The following is a 25170-nucleotide window of genomic DNA, read 5'->3' on the forward strand; positions in this document are numbered from 1 at the left end:
AGCTCGATACTATAATCCAGAAAATGGAGCATTTTTAGCTTTAGACCCACATCCAGGGGATGGAGAAGAGCCATTGTCACAAAATGGGTATTCTTATAGGAATAATAATCCGGTTATGGATGTAGATCCCAATGGTTTAGCTAGTATGCGTACTCGAGATTTAGCATTGCTTATTAATGGAGTTGTCGCAGCAATTCCCCAGCTTAGGCCTGTAGTTAAAGCAATGTCAAGTAAAGCTTGGTATAAATTAAAAAATTTACTAAAGAAAAAGACGACTAAAGATAAGATAATTGAAGCCACATTTTCTGGGCTAAAGAAAGCGGGGATGAAAAAACCTACGGCAAAACAAGTAGCGGTAAATGTCATAAACTTTATACTTTCTGTAAAAAAATCTTCAATTGGTAATTATGCAGTAGCGTTATTAAAGAAAAAGTTAAAGACTTAGATTAAGTGCCAGTCACCAAAACAATTCTGATAATAGGCTCTAATTTAAGTCGTAGGATCCCCAATATTTTTACGTGTTGGGGGTCTTCTCTATTTATAGAATTCGTAGAAAACCAAAATACCTTAACACTCAATAGTGATTTATTAAAACAAGCCGCACAATTCAATTTTGAAATCTCCTATGACTATACGAATGGTGGTAATATTTTAAAAGAAACCATTCTATGAATACGATGGCAATAACCAACTAACAAAAGAAACGTTTTCAAATGGCGATGTCAATTCGTATCAATACGATGAAGTTGGAAATCGAAAAGCGGCACATGTGAATGGAAAAGACTTCACGTTCTCTTATAACGCTGCCAATCAAATTGTAAAGAAAAATGATACAGCTTATCAGTATGATGCAGATGGTAATCTTCTACAAGATGAGCACTTTAAATACACATATAACGAAGCTCAGCGTCTAACAAGTGTTCAAACATTAAAAGGCGATGCAGTAGCCTCTTACACATATGACGAAAATGGTTTGCGTTTAACCAAAACAGTTGGTGATACAACGTATGAATACTTCTATAACAGTGAAGTATTAGACATGGAAGTCGTAAAGAAAAATGGTGAAGTCACACAATACCGTTATTACGAATGGAATGACTACACACCACTTGGTATGATTGTGAAAGCGAAGAATGATGCAGGGAACTTTGAAACAGAGGCTTATCAATTCATAACGAACCATCGTGGAGATGTATTAAGTATTCGTGACGGCGAAGATAAAGAAGTTGGTTCATATAGTTATGATGCTTACGGAAATGTTTTATTTGTAAAAGGCGATGTCGCAAAAGACAACCCTATTCGCTATGCAGGTTACTATTATGATGAGGAAACAAGTAATTACTATTTACAAGCTCGATACTATAATCCAGAGAACGGTGCGTTTCAAGCACTTGATCCACATCCTGGAGATGACGATGAACCATTGTCGCAGAATGGGTATACGTATGCGAATAATAATCCGGTGATGAATGTTGATCCGAATGGAAAACAGGGCTTCCCTAAAATTTTGAAATCAATATTTTATTCTATAGGTTTTTATGTTTTGAGATTGTATAAATCCCACCAATCCCAAAAAAAGATTATTAAATATGTTAAGAAAAAAATAGGAAAAGTATTAAATAATAAATATTATAAAGTTGTATTTTTTAAAAATGAAGGTAAAGGAAAATATAAAATAGTTGATATTATCTTAAAGAAAAAATATCGAGGTTTGAATCCAGGGAGAATATTTACAATTGAAAAAGGACCAGCATTGTTTAGAAATCTAAAAACAGGTAACAAAGCACAACTGACAAAATGGCATTTTCACATCGGTAAATCACACTATCAACCATGGTATTTAAGAACAAAAGGGTATAGGATAATAAAATAGTTCTCACTATTATACGAAGGAAGGGTAAATATGCGTAAATTTGATTTTGAAGTTAATGAATCCATTGAAAAGGATGATGTACTGGATAGAATTTTTAATTCTGCAATAGATATAGCATATTTTTTTAGAGATGATTCAAACAATGGTTTAACTTATACATTTTTACTAAAAACTTTAAATTTCCCGTTCTTTATTGTAATTAATGATAACGTGGGTTTTTATGAAGAGTTTGAAGGCTTGATATCATCTAATATAATTAGTATTAAAGAGATAGAGAATGGAGATTTGAAAGTTTTTAAAGTGGAAAGCAATCGGGATTTAAAGCTATTGATGCCTTATATCCTCTTCAGTATAACAAATGGATGTTACGGGCTAATTTGTGATTGTAAGCAGATAGATCTTTATAAAATTATTTTGTACAATATGGGGGATAATTCTAAACTTCAAAATAGTTTTGAGTTAGATCCAAAAGCAACAATTTATTTACTATCGGATGTAGGGATAAGAATTTATACTAATAATACCAATTTAAATAATAAAAGCAGACTAGATGAATTATTAAGATGTAGCATATAAATTGAAATAATTAAACGTGGATTTCAATTTGAACTGAATTATATGGAGAGTATATTAATGCGTTTTAAGCTGTTTTACTGCTTAGCTACAGCAGTAATGCGAAATTAGCATCTAGGAGCCATGCGCTGACGGAACAATTTTACCAACAGTCTATAGTTTAAATCATAGAACCCTCAATCTTTATTGTATAGATTGGGGGATTTTCTTAGATAGTAGGAACTGAAATAAAGTTACTTAATATCGTTCATATGAATTGTCCAAAATATTCACGTTTAGTTATAACGATGCCAATCAAATTGAAAAGAAAAATGATACAGCTTACCAATATGATGCAGACGGTAACCTCCTACAAAATGAACACTTTAAATACACATATAACGAAGCTCAGCGACTAACAAGTGTTCAAACACTAAAAGGCGATGTAGTAGCCTCATACACATATGACGAAAATGGTTTGCGTTTAACCAAAACAGTTGGAGATACAACGCATGAATACTTCTATAATAACGAAGTATTAGATATGGAAGTTCTAAAGAAAAATGGTGAAATCACACAATACCGTTATTATGAGTGGAATGGCTACACACCACTTGGTATGATTATCAAAGCGAAGAATGATACAGGTGATTTCGAAACAAAAGCATATCAATTCATTACGAATCAACGTGGAGATGTATTAGATTAAGTGCCAGTCACCAAAACAATTCTGATAATACGTTCTAATTTAAGTCGTAGGATCCCCAATATTTTTACATGTTGGGGGTCTTCTCTATTTATAGAATTCGTAGAAAACCAAAATACCTTAACACTCAATACTGATTTATTAAAACAAGCCGCACAATTCAATGACGCCAACTTACTAGCTTCCTTGACATATACAACCAAGGCACAACAACCATTTGAAATTGGTTATAACTATACGAATGGTGGTAATATTTTAGAAGAAACTATTGATGGCAATAACCAATTAACCATTAATGAAAAAGTATGGTAAAGGTGTTACAAATAAAGTACGACGATATTTGGTGAAAAAGCTTTCCAAATACTTAAAAAAATGGGGTTCTAGATATAGAGTAGAGTCGGAAGTTGGAGCAGTGGTAAGAGTTATAGAAAAAAGGAAAAGGACGTGTATTTTCTATAGATTTCCATAGGTTGCCTAAGGTTGCGTATTATAAGAAGTATGGAAAAAAATCAAAGAAGCAATATCCTAATGGCATATGGCATTACTATTATAAAAGTGGTAAACATACGACCAATTATGATTACGAAGTGAATGCAAAGCCGTTTTATGGAATAGAAGGTGAAAGATTAATCTACAAATGGATCCCCATTTCTCAACTTGGTAAAGTCGAACTATATCCGGATTTTTAAAATCAGAAATAAAAGATATCAATAATTGTCCTAAGCAGTTGTTGTGAGGGTATGATTTCGCTTGTACATATTTATATAACTGAAACCGTTAAAGTTTGCTGTTGACATTTTATCACTTGAGTAGTAAAGTGACATTAACAAAAGAGAAAGGAGGACAATAAAATGAAAAAGAATACACTTGAATCCCTTACTTGGTTGCGAATGACGCGTTTTGTGACCGAGAGTAATCATTTATCGAATGAGTTTTTAAAACGATATGATTTAACAGCAGCACAGTTTGATGTATTGATTCAAATTCAAACTTATCAGCCGATTACACAATCAGAACTTGCTGAAAAGGTAACCGTTACGCAAGGTGGAATTTCTCGTATGTTAGCTCGACTAGAGAAGGATGGCTTGATAGAGCGCAAACAGGAATGGAAGATTAAAAAGATTTCATTGACTAAAAAGGGCGAGGACATATTAAATGTCGCAACACCCGAACAAGTCGAATTTCAGTCCTCCTTTTTCAACGAAGTATTAACAGAAGAAGAATTAAAAACACTATATCAACTAACTACAAAGTTACAAAAGCACACACATGAAAAAAATTTACAATCGAAGTAAATTTTTTTGCACTATCAATTGACTAATCAATTGAAGAGGGAGAGATGGACATGAAAGGACATCACCATATTTCAATGCTAACGAAAAACGGCAAAAAGAATAATCACTTTTATCAAAATATTCTAGGGCTACGACGTGTGAAAAAAACGGTCAATCAAGATGAACCATCCATGTATCACTTATTTTATGGCGATGAAATCGGAAGTCCTGGACTTGATCTTACATTTTTTGAAATGCCTGTGGCTGGCCGAACAATGCGAGGTACGAATGCAATCACGCAAATCGGGTTGTTGGTACCAAGTTATGAAAGCCTACAATATTGGAAAGTACGCTTTGAAGAACTAGAGGTAAAACATAGTGACATTACCACTTATATGGGTCAAGATGCATTGTTCTTTGAAGACCATGAAGATTTACGATTGGTTCTATTAAATAATAATGGAGCTAGAATTCCGGAAACATGGCAACCAGTCACATCTTCAGCAGTACCAGCAGAGCACCAAATTTTTGCTTTAGGTACAATCGAAATGACCGTTCGCTATTTAAACCAAACTGTGAATTTATTAAAAGATGTATTTGGCTTTACAGTCATTGAAAAAGAAGACACATTTGTACGACTTCAATTAATTAAAGGGGAACGAACAAGTGAGATTGTAGTAAAAGAACTCGATGCACCAAGGGAAAGACATGGACGAGGAAGTATTCATCATTTAGCACTTCGAGTTGAAGACCAAGCGGAACTTGAAATGTGGAACGAGAAGTTGAGCGATTATGGTCTACAAACTTCTGGGGTAATTGACCGCTTTTACTTTAAAAGCTTATATGTTCGTGACAAAAACGGTATCTTATTTGAACTAGCGACGGATGGTCCTGGATTTACTGCAGATTCAACAGTCGAAGAGTTAGGACAAAAACTAGATTTACCACCATTTTTAGAAGATGAACGTGAAATGATTGAAGCGAAACTAGAACCGCTTGATGAAAAGGAGTGAGTAGAATGGAACAATATCGTATCGATCCATCGAAAGGAATGGAATTTGGTTTATATTCATTAGGAGATCACGTCATGAATCCTCTAAATGGAGAACGTATTAGTGCAGAGCAACGTATTCAAGAAATCATCGAGGCTAGCAAATTAGCTGACGAAGCAGGTATCGATGTCTTTGCAGTAGGGGAAAGCCATCAAAAATATTTTACATCACAAGGACATACGGTCATCTTAGGGGCGATTGCTCAAGCAACAAAAAACATTAAAATTTCAAGCTCAGCATCTGTCATCAGTGTAGCAGACCCAGTTCGCACTTATGAAGACTTTTCAACAATCGATTTAATCTCACATGGTCGAGCCGAAATTGTTGCAGGCCGCGGCTCACGTGTTGGAGCATATGACTTGCTTGGATATGATTTAAATGACTATGAAGAATTATTTGAAGAAAAACTAAATCTATTAATACAATTAAACAAAGATCATCATATTACGTGGGAAGGTAAATTCCGTCCATCATTAAAAAATGCAGAAATTCTGCCTCAACCAAAAACTGGTTCTTTACCAATTTGGAGAGCAGTAGGAGGACCTCCACAAAGTGCGATAAAAGCAGGTTACGCCGGTATTCCAATGATGTTAACAACATTAGGCGGTCCAGCACAATCATTTAAAGTTTCCGTTGACGCATATCGAGAAGCTGCTGCACGAAGTGGATTTGATCCATCTGAGTTGCCAATTGCAACAGCATCATTATTCTATACGGCTGAAAATTCGCAAGATGCAGTAGATGCTATGCACCCACATCTAAATGCAGGTATGTATTATATCCGTGGTGCTGGCTATCCAAAATGGCAAGTAGAAGAAGGACCAGACCGCACGCAAGCATTGATGGTCGGAAGCCCACAACAAATTATTGAAAAAATGCTCTATCAATATGAATTATATGGCCATCAACGTTTCATGGCACAAATCGATTTTGGGGGCGTACCATTTGATAAAATCATGAAAAATATCGAACTAATCGCTACAGAAATCATGCCAGCTGTGAAGAAGTATACGAAAGTAAAATAGAATAATAAATAATTCAAGGCCTACCGACGATTTAAAAATAAATATTATGAAATTAGAAAAATACATCTATATATAAAGAAAATTATATTAAAATGATAGTTGCAGAAAAATTATATTGACAAAATTAAATAAAGGAATAAAATAAAGATAATTAATATTTGCAAAACAAAAACTTTTTAAGATAAAAGTATAAGAACAAAGGCTATGATAAGAAATAGTAGCAATCACGTAAGCAAACAGGGAGTTACCGGCAAATGAGAGGTGCATGCTGAAAGATTGTGAATTCATCTTGGAGCAGTGTACTGAAAAGAGAGTCTTAGTAGGCTACACCGGCTTAGCACCCGTAATCATGTGCTAAAGTATCGTCATCATTTGACCGTACTTACAGAGATAAGCAATTTGAGTTGCTTATGAATTAAAGGTGGTAACACGAGTTGAATCGTCCTTTTGGTTAATCCAAAAGGGCGTTTTTTTATTTTTTAATTTGTTTCTTAAAGAACTTGCGATATTAGAAATAATTTTAAGGAGGAGGAATCATGTTGAGTAAAGAACATCAAAAAAAGAAACTTCAACGGGGATTAGACAATAGACATATCCAGTTAATTGCTCTCGGAGGTTCTATTGGAGTTGGATTGTTTTATGGTTCAAGTGCAACTATTCAAATGGGAGGACCATCTATTTTACTCTCATATTTAGTTGGAGGTTTAGTTATTTTCACTATTATGAGAGCACTTGGGGAAATGGCTGTGGATGAACCAGTTTCAGGCTCTTTTAGTTCATATGCAAATCGCTATTTAGGGACCTTTGCTGGTTATTTAACTGGTTGGACTTATTGGTTTATGTGGGTTGTTGTTGGTATGGCGGAAATATCGGTAGTAGGTGTTTATGTGAACTACTGGTTCCCGGATACTCCAAATTGGTTGGTAGCACTTGTAGTACTGATCGTCTTTACAATGGTCAACCTTGCTAATGTAAAAGCATATGGAGAGTTTGAATTCTGGTTTGCACTGATTAAAGTTGTAGCCATTATCGGAATGATTCTCTTTGGGTTAGGAATTATCTTTTTTGGAATCGGGAACGGCGGACAGCCAATCGGAATTGATAATCTTTGGTCTCATGGGGGATTACTACCGAATGGTATCAACGGTATGATCATGTCATTTGTTCTTGTGATGTTTTCATTTGGCGGAGTAGAACTAGTTGGGATTACCGCAGGGGAAGCAAAAAATCCTCAACGCTCAATTCCTAAAGCCATCAACAATGTCATCTGGAGGATATTAATTTTTTATATCGGTGCATTAGGAATTATGATGATTTTATATCCTTGGGATAAGATAGGCACGAATGGTAGTCCTTTTGTATTGATTTTTGACAAAGTTGGAATTCCTGGCGCTGCGAATTTGATTAACTTCGTTGTTATTACAGCAGCGTTATCAGCTTTTAATAGCGGGTTATTTGCATCTGGAAGAATGCTTTACAATTTATCATTGCAAAATAACGGTCCTAAATTTTTTGGAAAGCTCAGTAAGAATGGCAGTCCAAGACGTGGAATTCTGTTTTCTTCTTTATTTTTATTAGTCGCAGTATTTTTGAATTATATTGTCCCTGAAAAAGTATTTATGTATATTTCAGCTGTTGCCACAGTTGCAGTTATTACTAGCTGGACAATTATTCTGCTTACACATTTAAAGTTCAGAAAATCAAAGTCAAAAGCAGAAATAGGGAAACTCGCATTTAAAATGCCATTATATCCAGTTTCAAGCTATTTAGCATTAGCATTTTTAGCCTTTGTCATTGTCTTAATGGGTTTTATAAAGGACATGCGAATAGCATTGATTGTAGCACCTATATGGTTTTTGATTCTCTATATAGGATTTAATATCAAAAAAAGAAATAATAATCGTTAATCTATTAAAAGGCGCTTTCCTGTAGTAAGGAAAGTGTCTTTTTCTTTGGAAAAGTTGATAAAGAAAGTGAAGTTTACTTTAAGTAGACTAATTATCCAAGGTATAGATTTAAAAGTGGTTCAATCTAGTTTTTCTATATATGGAAATTAAATGAATTTAGAGAGGATACTTGTTATAATAGATTTGATAGTTGGTACTCAAGGGTGGTTGGCTCACTCCGTCAATGGTTTGCAGACATCGTTTGTTACGACATCGTCTACATTACCCACAAATTGTGGGACCGAGAGGGGGTGATGCCTTGACAGTTTTTGAATCATTAATGTTTGCGATTGCATTTGCAACGTTAATCATTACAATTCTGTCATTTAATCATAAAAAATAACCCATCCTTGAGTTGAGCGCTCTGCGGGTTGGGTTATCTGATCCTTTACAGCCAATCCCCTTTAGGGAACCGACTATCATTTGACCGCTTGATACTAAACATCGGCGGTCTTTTTTCAACTGTATGTTACTTTTTCCTTTATTATACGTGGATTTTGTTATTATTTGCAAATTAAAAACGGAGGATTTTAGATTTATGTCTCAAATTCAGTTTGTAAGTCCTGCTTTGAAAAGATCTACAAAAGATTTTCCTATCCTAAATGAGAATAATGAAACAATCGGGTATATGCAAAGATTTTATACAGGAAAAGTCAGTCATATTTTAGACTATATTTTTTCAGGTATGTTCTTAAATATAAGAGTATTAGACCTATCAAAAAATGTAATAGCTGAGGCAATAGAAAAAGTTGAACGAAAAGATTATGTGAAATTCACACGACAAAATTGGAACGTAAAAACAAAACACTACGGCACTTTAAAATTACTAGATAAAACAAAGATTAATACACATCCAAGGTATGAAATTTATATTAATAATGAACCATTTAAAATAAAGAAAGATTTTGGTGAACGAACAATGTATATACTAAATAGTTCGGACCAAACAATTGCTGAAGCAACCTTTGAAAAAATCATAACCAGAACTAGATATATATTTGATCGCTTGTTTATTTTATATACTTATTTTAAAAGATTAAAGGATGTTACTACACAATAAAAAGGAGTTGTCCTAGAATTATCAAAAGCAAACAAATTTCTTCTTATATTATCAGCAAATTAGCAGCGGCGGGCTTTTTAATCTTTTTCTTTTTCCTATTTGCATTCTTTGGTTCAGATATGAAAATGTATCAAACTGTTGAAGGGATTTCAAATAAAATGCTGTGGTTTTTTGCTTATGGCTATGGAATTTTGGCTTCCGTATTGATTGATTGGTTGATCAAGAAATATGCATTAAAAAAAGTAAAAACAAAGATGGGATTGTATAGTATTGCTAGATTTGGCATTTTTCTTATCTTAGGATTTATATTGAATATAATTTCTGGGAAACTATTTAATGTGGATTTAGCTTATGCTAATTTGGCAGGTATTGTCGGAGCGGTTTGTGCACTCATCTTTTTCCTAGGAACAGTTATTGTAAACTACTCAAAGATTTTTACATACATATTTGCATTCCTTATTCCTATTGGTTTATGCATCATCATGTCTAAAGATTATACGGTTAAAAAGAATTGGGAAAGTATTCAACATGAAAATTCATATGCCGCATCGTTTACATATTTTAACGGGAAATACGAAATTCCGATTGAGGCAAAGAAAGGTGAAACGATAAAAATCACGCAACAATTTCATGCCGAAAACGGTGGGGGACATGGCTTCCGTATAAAAGATGAAAATAATCGTTATGTGGGCATGCAAAGAATCGCTAAAGATCAATTTAAGTTCAAAGTTAAGAAGTCGGGCATTTATCGAGCTGTCGTAACTGGAGATGATGTTTCAGGAAGTTTCTATGTTCGTTGGGACATTACAAAGAAAAAAGCTGATTAGCATTTGCTAACCAGCTTTTTACTATGAGCCATTATGCTTCTATATCTTTAACGCCTTTATAGATTAGTTCGAATAGTTCTTCGATGCCTTCTTCTTCGATACAAGAGAAAGCTACACGTAAATCAGTACCACTTAAAGCAATTGTACCAACGCCGTATTCGTCTAAAAGGTGAAGACGTAGTTTGTCTGCGTCAACTGTTTTTAGTTTTAAGCACATAAAGTAACCTGAATTGAATGGGTAGTAATCCCAAGCATCATCAAATTTGCCGCTATCAAGAACTTCTTTTACTTTGTTTGCGCGACCTTTCATGATGTTGAATTTTTCTAGTTTTTGTTCTTTAAATTCAGGACTTTGAAGTGCATGTAATACGAAAGTTTGTGATGGGTGTGGACCACTTGAGATTGTAGCACGAATGATTCCTTTTGTTTTTTCTTCTAAAGCTGCTAGAAGCGCTTCGCTTGTACTACCATAAGTGATGAAGCCAACACGGAATCCCCAAATATATTCTTCTTTTGTCGCACCATCAATTTTGACAGCAAGTACACGTTCATGTGCGTTGCTTAGAGCGCCAAATAATGATTCATGTAACGAATCTTCAAAGAATAATGAGTAGTACGCATCATCTGTAATCGCAACAACATTGATCCCAGCATCAGCAGCATCTGTGATCGCTTTTACAATTGCAGCGCCTTCTTCAGCACCTGGTGTGTAACCAGTAGGGTTGTTCGGGAAGTTTAACAAAACAATCGCTTTGCCTTTGTCTTTTTGACTAAGAATCGCTTCATAAAGAGCTTCTGCGTTGAATTTATTTTCTTCATTGTAAAGTGGATAAGTGACAGTTTGTGCATGACGACGAATATCAAATACCATATCATAATTTTCCCAGTTTTTATCAGGAAGGATTAATGCATCCCCTTCATCTGCAAACAAATCAGCAGCGATACTTAAACCATGAGTTAACGCATTCGTAACAATTGGTGTACTAAATGTTTTACCTTCTAGTGATGGACTTTCGGCAAGCATTTTTTTACGCCATTCTTTACGTAATTGTGGTTTACCAGCTGGTGGAGCATATAGGTAAAGATCTTTTGGATCATATGCAGATAAAGTATCTTGAATCACTTTTAAATGCATAGGTTTGCCATTTTCTAATGCAGTACCAATTGTTGCATTATATTTTGTTGCCTTTTTACCAGCTTCTGCTGATTGACTTAAAATTCCTTCTTTTGGGAAATACAATTCTTTAGCTAATCCAGAAAGCATTTCATAAACGTAAGGATTTTCTTTTTGTATAGTTTCGTTTAATTCTTTTGCTAAACTATGCATGTTGTCTTCGCCTCATTTCGATATACTACGTATAATTATACATGATTCATCTCAAAAATGAATTGATTTGATAACAATTATTGGAGGATTTTTAAATAATCACTTAGTATTTGATATTTAATTACTTAGCTCGGTATAATGATCTTTTTAAAAAGATTATAATGCCTGCTATCATGATGCAAAACGTAGCATTTTGTAAAATGCCAATTAGATCATTCCAATTTTCTTTTCCATTCACAAATAATTGTAAAACGAGTCCTGCCAGTAAAATAAGTAAAGGATAAAATGATTTTTTGAGTAGAAAACCCATTGCACCGCCAAATAAACCGCCAACTGCAGAAGCTCCCAACCAGGTCAAATAACTTAAAAGTTGTTGGAACATAGTGACAGATATGTTTTCTGGCGTATCTTCATAAAGTTTTGCAATTAGAAGATAGAGTAGGATAGTCCACAGCGAGTAGCTCATCCCAAAAAACATTGCACTTTTAAGATTCGATGCATAACGATATCCAACAAACATGGCTATGATAAACCACATGGGTAAAGAATTGATGACGCTAGCTAAATAATAAATGATAGATTTTAATATTGACACATCATCTACTGAATAGGGGATATTATCCGAAATTACAGAAAAAATAGCAACTATTATTCCAACTATGATAGAAAAAAAGATAAATTGACTTTTGAGAAAACTACTATTTAATACCAATAAATTTCCACCTTTCTAAAATTATCACATGAATCTATTTCTATCTTAAGGTATTTTGTTTCTAAAACAGAGTATTTTATTTCCAAAAGTAGCACATTTATTTTTATTTCGGAGGCTTTTATTTCCAAAGTGGAGCATTTTATTTCTATTTGAGGCCTCTTTATTTCCGGAAGCATTTTTATTTCTAAATAGGGATGCTTTATTTCCAAAATGGAGCGGATTACTTCTTTATGAAGGATGTTTATTTCTACTAAATCTGAACAGTATTTGCGCAGAAGGGGAGATAACAGAAAAGTGGTATACTCATGCATAGTAAAATGTTAATATTGTATTAATATGGAATTTTAATAGAGAGGGTAGATTGGATGAAGCTCATTATGAAATTACCAAAGAGTAATCCTAAGCTACATTTGAATTTAATAGAAGATAACTGGATTCCAATGAAAGAGCCTAAAAATGTAGCAAGTGCAATATTGTTATCTATTCCGTTAATGATTATTGCAGCAATTATCTCTATTTTTATATTAAACAGCGTTTCAAGTATTTCATTAAGCGAATTTGGGATAAAGTCGAATGGATATGCATTTACAATTAATTTTATTGATATTCTTTGGTTAGTTTTACTGTTAGTGATGCATGAATTGATTCACTTAATCTTCATACCGAATTTTATCAAATCAGAAAGAACATATGCAGGATTAACGGTGTTTGGGGGATTTGTATTTACAGAAGAAGAAATTTCGAAATCAAGATATATCATCATTACAATTGCTCCTTTCGTGATCATTTCGCTAATCTTACCGTTAGTTTTAAGCGTATTCGGACTATTAACTACTACATTAAAATTTTTAATCATACTAAACGCGTTAGGATCATCGGTAGATCTACTCAATCTTATTCTTGTAATCAAACAAGTACCCAAAAATGCCGTTTTAAAAAGTAATGGACCTTACACTTATTGGAGAAATAGATGATTCGTTATTAACAAGTATGAAATATTAAAAATAATATAGCTTATGACAATTCTTATAAAGGGGAATGGGTGGATCGCTAATATTATTTGGATAATTCTATTTGCAGTTGGATCAGCTGTGGTGTGGATACGAACTGTTGATGGAGCGGGTGTAACCCAAACATTTGAACTCAAACTTGTGGCATTCATAGTATTATTGAGTGCGTTTATAATACCATTCCTTTTTCAAATGGTATGGATGATTGTTAATTTGAAAAAGGGTAGGGAGAATTAAATCAGAAACTATTTGAAATGGTGACTTAAATTGTCCGGAACGTGGATTCAATTCAAAACTGCGTGGATTGAAGTCTCAAGTGCGTGGATTGAATGCCGAAATACGTGGATTGAATCCCAACCTGCGTGGATTAAAAAGATCATTGAACGCGAGTAGTATCTACATTAAATCTGGTAAAACATGCCGCGGATAAAAGGAGTAATTTAGGCTACGTCGATTCGCTAAAACGGTGACTTAAAATGTCCGGAACGTGGATTCAATTCAAAACTGCGTGGATTGAATGCCAAAGTGCGTGGATTAAACCCTGAAGTACGTGGATAGAATCCCAAAATGCGTGGATTAAACCTTGAAACACATGGATTGAATCCTAAAATGTACTATATAAACAGCAAATAAAAAAACTCAGTATTATTCTGAGTTTTTTGCATTAACAATTAAACTTTATTCATCCTCAACAGAGTCGCCACCATAATTTTCAGAGGTGAATTCCATAGTCGCCATATCTGTTACAATGTTTTCAAATTCCTCTGGAGCTACCCATTCATCTTGTTTAAAATCATTAAATGGTACAAGTTCCATATCCTCGTCATACTTTGAATTTACTTTTAGCACAATTTCTTCGTACTGTTTATAATATTCTTTCTTTTGCTCTTTGGTTAATTTTAAAGGGGCTACTGGTTCAACCTCTTTCTTAAAGGAATCGGGCAAAGTTTCAACTTCTACGATGTGTTCAGTATTTTTCTCTTTCTTTATGTCATCTTTCACCTGTTCTTGTTTGAAACTACATCCTGTTAAAAGGATCACTCCGAGTAACATCCCCACGTACAAAACCTTTTTCAAATCAACACCTCCATGTTAAATTATATTTCAACATAAATAGAACAATTTCCTTTTAAAATAAAAATTCCACTTCATATTAAAATACAAAAAAGAATCTCCTTCATTTCACTATGAAAGAGATTCTTTTTTATTATTACAATTATAAACCTCGCCAGTCTATATATAATAGAAAGAAAAACCGGCAACTAAGGCTATATTAAATTAGCGATTTTTTATTAAAGATTCGAATCGTCAGAACTTGCAACACTATGATTAAACCAATCGAAATAACATAGATCCAATTAAAATCACCCACATCATTTACACCTTTTAAAATATTATTACCATCTGTAGCCAATCTTAAAAGGTTGAAGTCTTCTGCCTTAGGGAAGATGGAAACAATAAACCAGACCCCTACAAATAGCGCGGTCAAAAGGAGGTTACCATAAATCGATTTGAACAAGACGTTACCAAATAAGATTACCGCAATGAGTAAAAGACCAAATAACCATAAATTTCCCACGGCAAGACCTAAGTGGTCAGCATGTTCGTCTTTCCAATAATACCAAGTATAGAAATAGGTCACGCCAAAAGCGCCCCAATACATTACGGTCCAAACCAACATCGAGAAGATTGTTTTTACGAAAACAACTGTACTTCGTCGTAATCCTTTTGTCAGTAAAATGATTAAGGTACCTTCACTTCGTTCATGAATAATGGTTCCTGCAAATAGCAGAGCAATCACAAAAAGACCGATTTGTGAAAAGTTTTTGAAAAACTGTGCCCATGAATCGAGAGCTGAAGGGGCAGGGAAGCTATCAGCTACTTCTTTTGGAAGAAATTGCGACAAAATTTCTGGCATGAATTTAGCAGTTAAAGGACTCATGATGGCAAATATCATAAATACAGAAATAACGATTAAAAATTTATAAGTACGATTAAACTCCATTGTTTCTTTCTTAAATAATGCGAGAAAAGTATGCATCTTATCTACTCACCTCCAAGAAAATTTCATCCAAAGACGGTTGGACTATTTGAATAGAGGATGGGAATAAATGAAGGAATGTGCATTGCGTAAAAATTTGTTTCTGCATATCTTTTATATCCGTTGCTTCTATTAATAGTATATTTGATTGAATCCTTACGTTTTCAATTATTTCAGATTTCTCGACAAAATGTTGTGCTTGTTTTTCGTCATCAAATACAACTCGTATCTGTTGTTTACTGTGCGTTTTCATAATTTCTGAAAGTGTCCCCGTCACAACAAACTTACCGTTATGTAACATGGCCACCTCATCACAGATTTGTTCAGCGTCATGCAAAATATGGGTAGATAAAATAACAGTTGTTTCTTTTTTTATCGATTTCAAAATATCCAATATTTCTTTCCGTCCGATAGGGTCAAGTGCTGAAGTCGGTTCATCGCAAATAAGTAATTTTGGTTGGTGAATGAGCGCTTGTGCAATGCCAAGTCGTTGTTTCATACCGCGTGAAAATTGTTGGATCTTCTTTTTGTTTTTTTCTAATCCAACTAGTTTTAAATATTTTTCCGCGCGTTCTTTTAACGTCTTTTTCGGGATTCCTGTAATCTCTCCACATAATATTAAATATTCATAAGCGGTCATATAAGAATAGTAGGAAGGGACATCTGGTAAATAACCGATATGACGATTGGTAGGGGAATAGCCATATTTGACCTCTTCATCAAATAGTAGAATCTTGCCTTTAGTTATTGGCAGCAGCCCTAATATCATTTTCATCAAAGTTGTTTTTCCGGCGCCATTTTGACCAAGTAAACCAAATATTTTCCCTTCTTCTAATTGGAAGCTAATGTCGTCAATGACCAAATTGGAGCCGAATGATTTGGTTACATGATCTAAAGTTAAAATAGTCATTCATCTCTCCCTCTTCCAAATAAGAAGTATACGATTGGTCCAATAATTTGAATGAAAAGAACGATGACAATCCACATAGGTTTATTGCCAAAGCGATAGTGTGGGTGTTTTAAAACATGTACCAATGCAACAATCGCAAGTGTCCACTCTAAAATAGCGATTGGGATGATCAACGGTAGTGCTTCTTGAATTGACATATTAATCACATCCTAACGTGTGTTGTAAATTTGTAAGCATTAAACGTACTTCCTGTTTTTGCAGTAATGGCTTGAATACAGGATTATCTTGAATGGTCGAAATGAGGCTATGTTTAATCGATTGTTCATCTCGCGGAGCATTTGAACCTAAGTCAAATTCACGATCTACCCAACCATCGATTAAGTCAAAAAATTCATCACCATGTAGTGTAATAGGGAACTCAATCGATTGTGCAACTTTTACATATTTTTTGATCATCACGATTGCCTTTTCTTCACGATTTTGCATCATATATCCTTGTGCGGATGTTAGATAAAAGATAAGGGTACTATTGAAATGTAAGTGCCCCAAATCAAAAGCTTCAATAACCTTTTCTGTGCGTTCTACCATTTCATCGAATTTTCCGAGTTGAGTGCTATTCATCATCAAGTAATTTGACGCGATGGATACAATGCCAAGAATATATTGATACATACTAACTTGTAGTGTTTCTTTAGCTTTGTCAGTTTGTTGTAATTGCTGATAGGCATTTGCAACGATAATTTCGTTTCCGATATAAGGTTCAACGCCATTTCCAAGCAAATCCAACACTCTTTCAGGATTTTGTATCATCAGTTGGCAGCTTGCTTCGATAGAACGAGCCTGAAAGGAAAGCCGTGGATTTTCAGCATATTCTTCAACACGTTGACAGAGGGTAATGATTTTTTGCATCACTTCATCTTTTAACTCACCAGCTATCGGTTGATAATTTAGCAATAATACTGCCATTTGCAATAATAAAGGAAAACAAGAATAGTATTCATCAATTATATTTTTAATATGTGAATAGACTTCATCAAAAGATTTAGTTGCAAAGTCTTGAGATAGTTCAACATATAATTTTTGAATATTTTCCTTTGTCATCTGTGGTTTATAACCTAATAACTCATCAATCGTTAAGTTAAAATAAGTTGCGAGTTTAGGAAGTAGTAATATATCAGGATAACTTAAACCGGTTTCCCATTTTGAAACGGCAGCTTTTGAAACACCTACAAAATTAGCCACTTCGTCTTGTGTTAAGCCATTCGTCTTTCGTAAAGAAGCAATTGTATTAGCAAATTGTAAGTCTTTCATCATCTTCAACTCCTTTATGTTCAGTATATCCTAGAAGTACAGTAAAGACGATGGAGAAACAGTGTATTTTAGTTGAAAAAATCAACCGTTAGGAAACTTCGAAATTCACAAATAACTATTGTATAAATTCATTAAACTGATAAAATAGGTATAATTTAACTTTCTTAAGGGGGTATGTAATTTGACAATCGAAATAATTCATTCAAAAGTAATACTAAAAGAGATGAACGAAAAAGATTGGCGAGACGTACATAAATATGCTTCTCTACCAATTGTTTGTCAATATCAACCTTGGGGACCTAATACGGAAGAAGAGACACAAGATTTCGTCAAACAAGTATTATTGGACGCGACAGAAGAAGAGCGCTCTCGGTATGTCTTTTCAGTTATTGAACAAGAAAATGGAAAGATGATCGGCGCTGGGGAGATGAATATTCGTGATTTTAGGGTAGGGGAGATTGCTTACATCATTCATCCTGATTATTGGGGGAAGGGCATAGCTACGGAAGTCGCAAAACTTCTGTTACAATTTGGATTTGAAACGTTAAATCTTCATCGAATCTATGCAACCTGCGATCCACGAAATATCGGTTCTTCAAAAGTACTACAAAAAATTGGCATGATTCAAGAAGGTAGAATACGTGAAGACTTGCTTCTTAAAACAGGTTGGCGTGATTCATTGTTATATAGTATTTTGGAGCATGAATGGAACAAGGGGGAGTAACATGTATGCATCAATATAAACCAGTCGAAGCAGCTAGTTTGTTCATTGATGAATTTTTCCCACAGTGTCAAGGTGCCATTCTTGCAGGAAGTGTAGTGAGAGGGGAGGCGACCGACACATCAGATTTAGATATTGTCATATTTGATAACAAAATATGTGCGTCTTATAGAGAATCCCTTATCCAATTTGGATGGCCTATTGAGGTCTTTGTGCATAATTTAACATCGTATCAATCTTATTTTGATAGTGATGTAGAAAGAGCACGACCATCCTTACCGAGAATGGTGGCAGAGGGCATTATTTTAAAAGATGAAGGAATTATTGAATCGATTAAATTAGAAGCAATAAAGTTATTAGATAAAGGACCGGCTGAATGGTCAATAGAAACAATCAACTTCAAACGCTATTTTTTAACAGATACGCTCGACGATTTCATCGGTTGTACGAATCGAGCTGAGGAATTATTCATTGCAAATCATCTAGCTGAATTAGCAAGTGAATTCGTCTTACGAACAAATCGTCAATGGATCGGATCGTCAAAATGGATTGTTCGTGCATTAAAGCAATATGACCTGAAATTTGCCAATAGATTTATAGATGCCTTCGATGGTTTTTATCGAACTGGCGAAAAAGAAAACGTTATAAAAATAGTAGAAGAGATTTTAGCCCCTTTTGGTGGAACACTCTTTGAAGGGTTTTCGTTAGGGAAAAAGTAAAAGTTTTACTGCATCAAATTCATCGAAACTGCCATCATTAGGCAATTGTGTTATTATAATATTGATGATATTGTAACAGACAAGAAAGGTCGTAATAGAAATGGATTCAACCAATACAAATGTAGAATTGATCGTACAACAAGGAGAAAACGTACTTATAAGTATGAAAGACTTAAAAAAGGTTGCCAAGAAAAATGGTAAGGTGCGTTCTGATATGTATGAAAGATATTGTGCTAATTTACATTCATACTATGTATATACACTAATGGATCCTGAAATTGAAAATGCCCCTGAAGTGGTTGATTTTCAAGAAAAACTAAATCTTTTTAGAGATTACTTTAAGGAAGTAACCAAAGATTTTGAAAGTACAGTAGATACAAAAGGTGCAAATGAAGCCTATGACAACGTATTTCCTGCCTATAATGCAATGGTGTCAGCTCTAGGTTTTCCTGATAAACAAGTAACTGCGAAAAAATTCTAAACGATTTAAATTGTTAATCCTAATCCACAGACTGGTCTGAAATCCAGTCTGTGGATTTTTTAGTTTAAAAAATTGTAGGGAAGTAGCGACTAATTAAGAAAATTGCAACGAAAATAAATGGATTGCCTGAAGAATAAAGGCCTTTTTAATAGAAGTGTTAATTACAATAATTGGAAAGTTATGCAATTTGCATGATATAATAAGGTGAGATATTACAAAACCAAACTGAAAAATTATAGTGGGGGAAATTTATGAACTTTCTATCAAAGAAATTTTTAGGTAATTCCATTATTGTTTGGATCATAATTATTTTATTATGCCCAATAGATGTACACTGTCATAATAAAACATAACGCTCAAGGATTTTATTTATTATTTTAATGGCTGTCTTAATCTTCATCTTTGAAGATATAATATTTAAAAAAAGGAAAAAATCAACCATTTTCTTACACATTTTTGCTTTTTGAAGGATATAACTATAGATAGATTCTATGAATATGGCAGGGGAGATGTGTAAAAATGGAAGGCTTCGGAATTTTTATTTATATTGCGTTAGGAGTAACTGTGCTTTTGGTTGTTGCATCAATATTTTTAAAGAAATCAATTCCAGAGAAGAAAGATAAGTACCTTAGTATTGGTTTTTATGGGCTAGTAATAATAAGTATAGGTATTGTTATTATTAGCTTGTTTGTAGGAGGTTGGAGTGGTATGGGTTATGGATTTATTGGAGCCTCTATTCTCGTAGGAACAATAGTAGGTGGTCTCATAAATAGTATCACGAAATAAAGGTAGCTTAATGATTTCAGCCAAATTTCTTCCACCCATTACAAACAAAGATATGTCGTATAATTCACATCTGATTATTGGAAAAAGGGGGATTTTAATGTATTTTCCATCAAAAAAAGATCTCTGGATATATCCTATCAATTGGGGTTGTATAATTGCATGTTTCTCTCCAATTTTTATAGGAAGAGACTATGAAGCACTTTTTTTCACGATTCCTTTAGCAATCCTATTAGCTTGGAGTTGGTTTACTACAGGATACACCGTAAATAGCGAATTACTAATCATCCGAAATGGTCCTATAAAAAAGAAAGTGCCTATAAAAGATATTAAAAAAATAACAAAAACAATAAATCCGTTAGCATCTTCCGCACTTTCGATGGATAGGCTTGAAATAATTTATAACTCTGAATTTGGAATGGCACTTGTTTCTCCAAAGGATAAACAAAAATTCGTATCTTTTCTAAAAAGTAAAAATCCACAAATTGAGGTTGATAACAGTATAAAGTAATGAGTGTTAGTGCTTTCGAAACATTATTTAGCAGCATAAGGTTTACAAACCACTAATTAAAAATATGGAGGAAATAGTAGATGTCTCTACATATTCTATACAATATTGTTCCTTGGGGATTTATATTATTACTACTTTATATATTTATAGATATATTTTTGGATTTCTTTAGGAAACCGAAGATGACTAATACGAAACGAATAATATTCTATAGTTTTTTATTTTATGTATTGAGCTTGATTCAAATAAAATTTGGAGGGATCACACTCCCGATACTAACCCAACCATATAATTTTCGCGTTACTGTTCCAGATGGATTGTTTGACGAGTATTATTTTATATATAAGAAGACAACAATGAATGTTCCTTCTGCTATTTTTTATAATTTACTTTTATTTATTCCTTTAGGTATTTATCTTTCAATTCTGTTCAAGTTAAATGGCTTAAAGCAAGTTGTACCTACTGTTATTCTAAGCTGTATTGCAATCGCTGTATTGCAATCGAAATTCTTCGTTTTGCTTTTGAATCGTTTGGATTAGTCTTGGCTTTAAATAATAACATGTTTATAAAAATCTTATTATTCAACATATTGGGCGGAATACTTGGATATTTATTGATGAGGGCTATATTTGACATGAAAAATCGTATATTTGCTATCGGACGTTTAAATAAAAGTGGGATATTGAGTATGAACTCGCCTGATTTATTTTGAGTGGTATGGAGCAGCAAGGGTATAATGGAGAATAATTATAATTAAAAGAGGGAAAAGAAAGCCATGAATATCCAAAATGTTTTACCACCTGTCATTGATGAATCTACAAAAGTTTTGATATTAGGTTCTATGCCAAGTCAATTATCGCTGCAAAAACAACAATATTACGGGAATCCGCGAAATCACTTTTGGCCCATTATCGGGAAAATCCTAAATTGTGAAATTCCATCAGATTATGATGAACGAATAAAACTTTTAAAAAAACACCATATCGGTCTTTGGGATACCATTCAATCTTGTGAAAGAGAAGGTAGCTCAGATGCTAGTATTCGAAATGTCATCCCAAATGACTTTAAGAATCTATTCTTGAAATACCCGAATATTCGAATCTTACTATTTAATGGTGGTAAATCCTATTCAGTCTTCAAGAAATATATGGGACTCGAACTTCTAAAACAAGTTGACTATGCAAAAATGCCTTCAACGAGTCCAATTCCCGGCAAAAACATTAAAACGTTTGATGAGAAAGTTGAAGAATGGCGGGTTATTGAAGAATACATATCCTAAAGGTTACTTTGAAGACCTTTAGGGTATTTTTTTTTATACTTTTGGTTCATTTTTTTTAATAGGATTGAACAATTAATCTCAAATAAACTTAAATGAATAAAATTTTCAGAAAAGTTATTGAATTTAAAAATTAAAAGTGCTATTGTTATATACAACAAATTGAAGTCAAAACTTCAAGAATATATAAAAATAAAGTATAAACTTCATTTTGGAGGTTATAAATATGTATCAAAAATTGATACAAGAACATTTTGAACAGCTGTCAAAAGGACAGAAAAAAGTAGCAAGTTATATTTTAGAATCACCACATGATGTCGCTTTAAAATCAGCTCAAGAAATTGGTGAAGCTGTTGGGGTTAGTGAAACAACTGTTATTCGCTTTTGCTATGCGATTAAGTTGTCAGGTTATAGTGAATTACAATCTATTATTCGAAGTACATTTATGAAGAGTAAAAGTTCACTAGGTACATACTTAGCAACAAAAAACAAAATTGAAGCAAATGGTAGCTTTCATGAAATAGTTATGCAAAATGATGCGATGAAAATACAAGAAGTGTCTGAATTGATCAACAAAGATTCTTTTCAAGAGAGTTGTCAATCTTTACATAGTGCAAAAAAGATATATGTACTTGGGCTTCGTTCATCTTTTGCAGCTGCGCAATGGTTAGGGTTTACATTAAATCTTTTGCGACCTGATATTCATATGATTGAACCACAGTCACAAGATATTATCCAACTACTCAGCCATATGAAGAAAGGCGAGGTATTGATTGTTTTATCTTTTCATCGATACTACAAAGAGACAATCGATTTAACACGGATGATCAAGCAAAAGGGAGTTACTATTATTGGGATATCTGATGCGATGACAGCACCACTATATCAGTATGCTGATTACTATTTTCCTCTCGGGTCAGCAGAAACGTCAACAATTGATATCATGCCAATCGTCATTTCTTTTTTGAATACATTAGTTTCAGGCATGACGATTCAAGCGCCAGAGCAATATGAGATGTATAAAGCGCAATATGATAGTGTTGATAGTAGCTTTTTATTTTTAGATGGAGATGATTTTAAATGAAACAATTACTAGAGGAAATAACTCCAACACTAAAAGATGTCTTTACATATCTACATAGCCATCCAGAAATAAGTTGGAAAGAACAAAATACAACGAATTATATTAAACAACTATTAGAGTCATATGGTTTTTCACCACATTTAATAGATGGATCAACTGGATTGTACGTAGAAATTGGGCATGGTAAACCGGTTATCGGACTTAGAACAGATATTGATGCACTTTGGCAAGAAGTAGATGGTGTCTTTAAGGCAAATCACTCTTGTGGGCATGATGGACATATGACCATGGCGATTGGGACATTGTTATTGCTTCAAAAATTACACAACCCAGAAAATGGAACAATCCGGGTCTTATTCCAACCTGCAGAAGAAAAAGGACAAGGTGCGCTACATCTAATCGACAAAGGTTTGGTTGATGACCTCGATTTCTTATTTGGTGTTCATGTCAGACCGATTGAGGAATTACAAGATGGCACATTTAGTCCAGCAATCTATCATGGTGCTGCAAGATTAATAACAGGTACGATTTATGGTAGAGAAGCACATGGTGCACGACCTCATCTTGGCAAAAATGCCATTGAGATTGGTGCTTCTTTAGTAAATGCTTTGCAAAGTATTCATATCAATCCGATGATTCCGTCATCTATTAAATTGACAAAATTCCATGCAGGTTCAGCAGCAAATATTATTCCTGGAAAAGCGGAATTTTCAATTGATGCACGCTCTCAAAAAAATGATGGCATTACTACATTGATGAAGGAATTTGAACATGCCATTGCCGGTGTCGAAAAACAATATGATATTAAAATTGACTATCAGATTGATGCTAATATAGCAGCCGCAGAAGTAAATAAGGAAGCGATGCAACTGATGCGTAAAGCAATAGTTGAAACAGTTGGTGAAGCCAATACGAAACCACCTGTAATCACAACAGGCGGTGAGGATTTTCACTTTTATACCCTGAAATGTCCGCATATTAAAGCAACTATGCTTGGGCTAGGTTGCGGTTTACAACCAGGTTTACATCACCCGAATATGACATTTAATAGAGATGCACTATTTACGGGAGTTGAAATTTTAACACGTACTGTATTGAATGCAGTCACATATGCACAGGAAGAAGTGACACCAAAATGATTACGTATAAAGTATTAACAACAAATGAAGAAATGGAACTTGTACAAAAACTAGAACATGCCGTTTGGGGCACATCTCCCATTCCAACACATCAAACTCTTACAGCTGTAAAGCATGGAGGAACAGTAATTGGTGCATTTGATGGGGACAGAATTGTTGGATTTAGCTATGGTTTTGCGGGTTTTGAAAATGGAAAAGTTTCGCTTTGTTCACATATGCTCGGTATTCTCCCAGAATATCGAGAGCTTGGTATAGGGGCGGAGTTAAAACAACAACAAAAACAACTTGCCGTGAAAATCGGGTATGAAAGAATGACATGGACGTATGATCCATTACAAACAAGAAATGCCTATTTAAACTTAACAAAATTACATGGCGTATGCGATACATACATTGAAGATTGTTATGGCAAGATGGACGATGGTTTGAACGCAGGTTTACCATCAGACCGATTTCAAATCGATTGGTGGATCACAAGTGATTATGTCAATCAGTTTGTGAAAGAAGATTATGGTAAACCGACTGTACTTGCGTCATGGGCTTATAACGATCTCCATGTACCGTATTGTGATGATATCTATTTTCAGAAAATTACGAGTTTTGATGAAGGGGCCTATCTAATACCTGTTCCTGCTGATATCAATCACTTGAAAGAACAAGATTTAAATGTCGCGATTGATTGGCGTATGAAAACTCGTAACATTTTTAAAACGTTATTCCGAAATGGATATACAGCGATTGAATTAGTAAAAACACAAGATAAACCAATTCACTATTATCTTCTTGTTCCAAAAACTAAATTAAATATCCCACAATAGAAAGGATTTTAT

General features: G+C 33.9%; 31 protein-coding genes and 1 other annotated feature. Of the genes, 24 read left to right on the forward strand and 7 right to left on the reverse strand.

Translation table 11 applies throughout. The features are described 5' to 3' along the window. The 12 genes from Q0977_RS12130 to Q0977_RS12185 all read left to right on the forward strand — a co-directional run. On the forward strand, positions 1–445 hold a 445-nt coding region (locus tag Q0977_RS12130), incomplete at its 5' end, for an RHS repeat domain-containing protein (protein WP_299514256.1). Between the two features lie 324 nt (positions 446–769). Next, a complete protein-coding gene (locus Q0977_RS12135) occupies positions 770–1873 on the forward strand; it encodes an RHS repeat domain-containing protein (protein ID WP_299514259.1) in 1104 nt (367 codons plus the stop codon). Between the two features lie 30 nt (positions 1874–1903). After that, positions 1904–2449: a hypothetical protein gene (locus tag Q0977_RS12140; protein ID WP_299514262.1), complete on the forward strand. Its 546-nt coding sequence runs from the start codon at positions 1904–1906 to the stop codon at positions 2447–2449. 253 nt (positions 2450–2702) lie between these two features. Further along, positions 2703–3134: a hypothetical protein gene (locus Q0977_RS12145; protein WP_299514265.1), complete on the forward strand. Its 432-nt coding sequence runs from the start codon at positions 2703–2705 to the stop codon at positions 3132–3134. Then, on the forward strand, positions 3135–3443 hold the full coding sequence (locus Q0977_RS12150) for a hypothetical protein (protein WP_299514268.1): 309 nt from the start codon (positions 3135–3137) through the stop codon (positions 3441–3443). A 158-nt stretch (positions 3444–3601) separates the two neighbouring features. Continuing rightward, positions 3602–3820 carry a hypothetical protein gene (locus tag Q0977_RS12155; RefSeq protein ID WP_299514271.1) on the forward strand — a complete coding sequence of 73 codons (219 nt, stop codon included), beginning with the start codon at positions 3602–3604 and terminating at the stop codon, positions 3818–3820. Positions 3821–3982: 162 nt separating this feature from the next. Then, a complete protein-coding gene (locus tag Q0977_RS12160; RefSeq protein WP_119415022.1) occupies positions 3983–4426 on the forward strand; it encodes a MarR family winged helix-turn-helix transcriptional regulator in 444 nt (147 codons plus the stop codon). 44 nt (positions 4427–4470) lie between these two features. Beyond that, positions 4471–5418, forward strand: coding sequence for a ring-cleaving dioxygenase (locus tag Q0977_RS12165; RefSeq protein WP_119415021.1), 948 nt, complete (start codon positions 4471–4473; stop codon positions 5416–5418). A gap of 5 nt (positions 5419–5423) precedes the next feature. Then, positions 5424–6482, forward strand: a complete 1059-nt coding sequence (locus tag Q0977_RS12170; protein WP_119415020.1) for an LLM class flavin-dependent oxidoreductase — start codon at positions 5424–5426, stop codon at positions 6480–6482. 195 nt (positions 6483–6677) lie between these two features. Then, positions 6678–6932: a binding site (T-box leader), on the forward strand. A gap of 89 nt (positions 6933–7021) precedes the next feature. Continuing rightward, positions 7022–8389, forward strand: coding sequence for an amino acid permease (locus Q0977_RS12175; protein ID WP_299514276.1), 1368 nt, complete (start codon positions 7022–7024; stop codon positions 8387–8389). Between the two features lie 577 nt (positions 8390–8966). Further along, the gene (locus Q0977_RS12180; protein ID WP_299514279.1) at positions 8967–9488 is read left to right on the forward strand and encodes a hypothetical protein; all 522 of its coding nucleotides are present in this window, start codon (positions 8967–8969) and stop codon (positions 9486–9488) included. A gap of 119 nt (positions 9489–9607) precedes the next feature. Continuing rightward, the gene (locus Q0977_RS12185) at positions 9608–10315 is read left to right on the forward strand and encodes a hypothetical protein (RefSeq protein WP_299514282.1); all 708 of its coding nucleotides are present in this window, start codon (positions 9608–9610) and stop codon (positions 10313–10315) included. A gap of 31 nt (positions 10316–10346) precedes the next feature. On the opposite strand, the gene Q0977_RS12190 is transcribed toward Q0977_RS12185, so the two are convergent. Together Q0977_RS12190 and Q0977_RS12195 are read right to left on the reverse strand one after the other, a co-directional pair. Beyond that, on the reverse strand, positions 10347–11642 hold the full coding sequence (locus Q0977_RS12190; RefSeq protein ID WP_299514285.1) for an aminotransferase class I/II-fold pyridoxal phosphate-dependent enzyme: 1296 nt from the start codon (positions 11640–11642) through the stop codon (positions 10347–10349). Positions 11643–11763: 121 nt separating this feature from the next. Further along, positions 11764–12354 carry a hypothetical protein gene (locus tag Q0977_RS12195; RefSeq protein ID WP_299514288.1) on the reverse strand — a complete coding sequence of 197 codons (591 nt, stop codon included), beginning with the start codon at positions 12352–12354 and terminating at the stop codon, positions 11764–11766. A gap of 377 nt (positions 12355–12731) precedes the next feature. On the opposite strand from Q0977_RS12195, the gene Q0977_RS12200 reads away from it, so the two are divergent. Further along, positions 12732–13328 carry a DUF3267 domain-containing protein gene (locus Q0977_RS12200; RefSeq protein WP_299514291.1) on the forward strand — a complete coding sequence of 199 codons (597 nt, stop codon included), beginning with the start codon at positions 12732–12734 and terminating at the stop codon, positions 13326–13328. Positions 13329–13370: 42 nt separating this feature from the next. After that, a complete protein-coding gene (locus Q0977_RS12205; RefSeq protein WP_299514293.1) occupies positions 13371–13601 on the forward strand; it encodes a DUF3923 family protein in 231 nt (76 codons plus the stop codon). A gap of 441 nt (positions 13602–14042) precedes the next feature. Here the strand turns inward: Q0977_RS12205 and Q0977_RS12210 are convergent, their stop codons facing one another. The 5 genes from Q0977_RS12210 to Q0977_RS12230 form a co-directional block, all read right to left on the reverse strand. Next, the gene (locus Q0977_RS12210; RefSeq protein ID WP_119415011.1) at positions 14043–14441 is read right to left on the reverse strand and encodes a hypothetical protein; all 399 of its coding nucleotides are present in this window, start codon (positions 14439–14441) and stop codon (positions 14043–14045) included. Between the two features lie 196 nt (positions 14442–14637). Further along, positions 14638–15405, reverse strand: coding sequence for an ABC transporter permease (locus tag Q0977_RS12215; RefSeq protein WP_299514301.1), 768 nt, complete (start codon positions 15403–15405; stop codon positions 14638–14640). A gap of 1 nt (position 15406) precedes the next feature. Then, the gene (locus tag Q0977_RS12220) at positions 15407–16315 is read right to left on the reverse strand and encodes an ABC transporter ATP-binding protein (RefSeq protein ID WP_299514304.1); all 909 of its coding nucleotides are present in this window, start codon (positions 16313–16315) and stop codon (positions 15407–15409) included. Further along, positions 16312–16512, reverse strand: a complete 201-nt coding sequence (locus Q0977_RS12225) for a PLD nuclease N-terminal domain-containing protein (protein WP_199670670.1) — start codon at positions 16510–16512, stop codon at positions 16312–16314. The genes Q0977_RS12220 and Q0977_RS12225 overlap by 4 nt, the downstream gene beginning before the upstream one ends. Before the next feature lies 1 nt (position 16513). Continuing rightward, complete coding sequence (locus Q0977_RS12230; protein WP_299514308.1) at positions 16514–17626, reverse strand: helix-turn-helix domain-containing protein; 1113 nt, start codon at positions 17624–17626, stop codon at positions 16514–16516. A gap of 187 nt (positions 17627–17813) precedes the next feature. Here Q0977_RS12230 and Q0977_RS12235 point away from each other — a divergent pair, with 187 nt between their 5' ends. The 10 genes from Q0977_RS12235 to Q0977_RS12280 all read left to right on the forward strand — a co-directional run bounded on the left by Q0977_RS12235 (position 17814) and on the right by Q0977_RS12280 (position 25158). Then, a complete protein-coding gene (locus Q0977_RS12235) occupies positions 17814–18350 on the forward strand; it encodes a GNAT family N-acetyltransferase (protein WP_299514410.1) in 537 nt (178 codons plus the stop codon). A 5-nt stretch (positions 18351–18355) separates the two neighbouring features. Next, positions 18356–19066: a nucleotidyltransferase domain-containing protein gene (locus tag Q0977_RS12240; protein ID WP_299514311.1), complete on the forward strand. Its 711-nt coding sequence runs from the start codon at positions 18356–18358 to the stop codon at positions 19064–19066. Between the two features lie 100 nt (positions 19067–19166). Further along, positions 19167–19547 carry a hypothetical protein gene (locus Q0977_RS12245; RefSeq protein ID WP_299514314.1) on the forward strand — a complete coding sequence of 127 codons (381 nt, stop codon included), beginning with the start codon at positions 19167–19169 and terminating at the stop codon, positions 19545–19547. A 519-nt stretch (positions 19548–20066) separates the two neighbouring features. Continuing rightward, positions 20067–20333: a YesK family protein gene (locus Q0977_RS12250; RefSeq protein WP_299514317.1), complete on the forward strand. Its 267-nt coding sequence runs from the start codon at positions 20067–20069 to the stop codon at positions 20331–20333. Between the two features lie 97 nt (positions 20334–20430). Next, a complete protein-coding gene (locus tag Q0977_RS12255) occupies positions 20431–20841 on the forward strand; it encodes a PH domain-containing protein (RefSeq protein ID WP_299514320.1) in 411 nt (136 codons plus the stop codon). Positions 20842–20921: 80 nt separating this feature from the next. Further along, complete coding sequence (locus Q0977_RS12260; RefSeq protein ID WP_299514323.1) at positions 20922–21380, forward strand: hypothetical protein; 459 nt, start codon at positions 20922–20924, stop codon at positions 21378–21380. A gap of 236 nt (positions 21381–21616) precedes the next feature. Beyond that, complete coding sequence (locus Q0977_RS12265; RefSeq protein WP_124218046.1) at positions 21617–22120, forward strand: DNA-deoxyinosine glycosylase; 504 nt, start codon at positions 21617–21619, stop codon at positions 22118–22120. Positions 22121–22343: 223 nt separating this feature from the next. Next, positions 22344–23201, forward strand: coding sequence for a MurR/RpiR family transcriptional regulator (locus Q0977_RS12270; RefSeq protein WP_299514329.1), 858 nt, complete (start codon positions 22344–22346; stop codon positions 23199–23201). Continuing rightward, positions 23198–24340: a M20 peptidase aminoacylase family protein gene (locus Q0977_RS12275; protein WP_299514332.1), complete on the forward strand. Its 1143-nt coding sequence runs from the start codon at positions 23198–23200 to the stop codon at positions 24338–24340. The genes Q0977_RS12270 and Q0977_RS12275 overlap by 4 nt, the downstream gene beginning before the upstream one ends. Further along, positions 24337–25158, forward strand: a complete 822-nt coding sequence (locus Q0977_RS12280) for a GNAT family N-acetyltransferase (RefSeq protein ID WP_299514335.1) — start codon at positions 24337–24339, stop codon at positions 25156–25158. The genes Q0977_RS12275 and Q0977_RS12280 overlap by 4 nt, the downstream gene beginning before the upstream one ends. The last annotated feature ends 12 nt before the right edge of the window (positions 25159–25170 follow it).

This window comes from uncultured Rummeliibacillus sp. (assembly GCF_934216135.1).
GTDB lineage: Bacteria > Bacillota > Bacilli > Bacillales_A > Planococcaceae > Rummeliibacillus.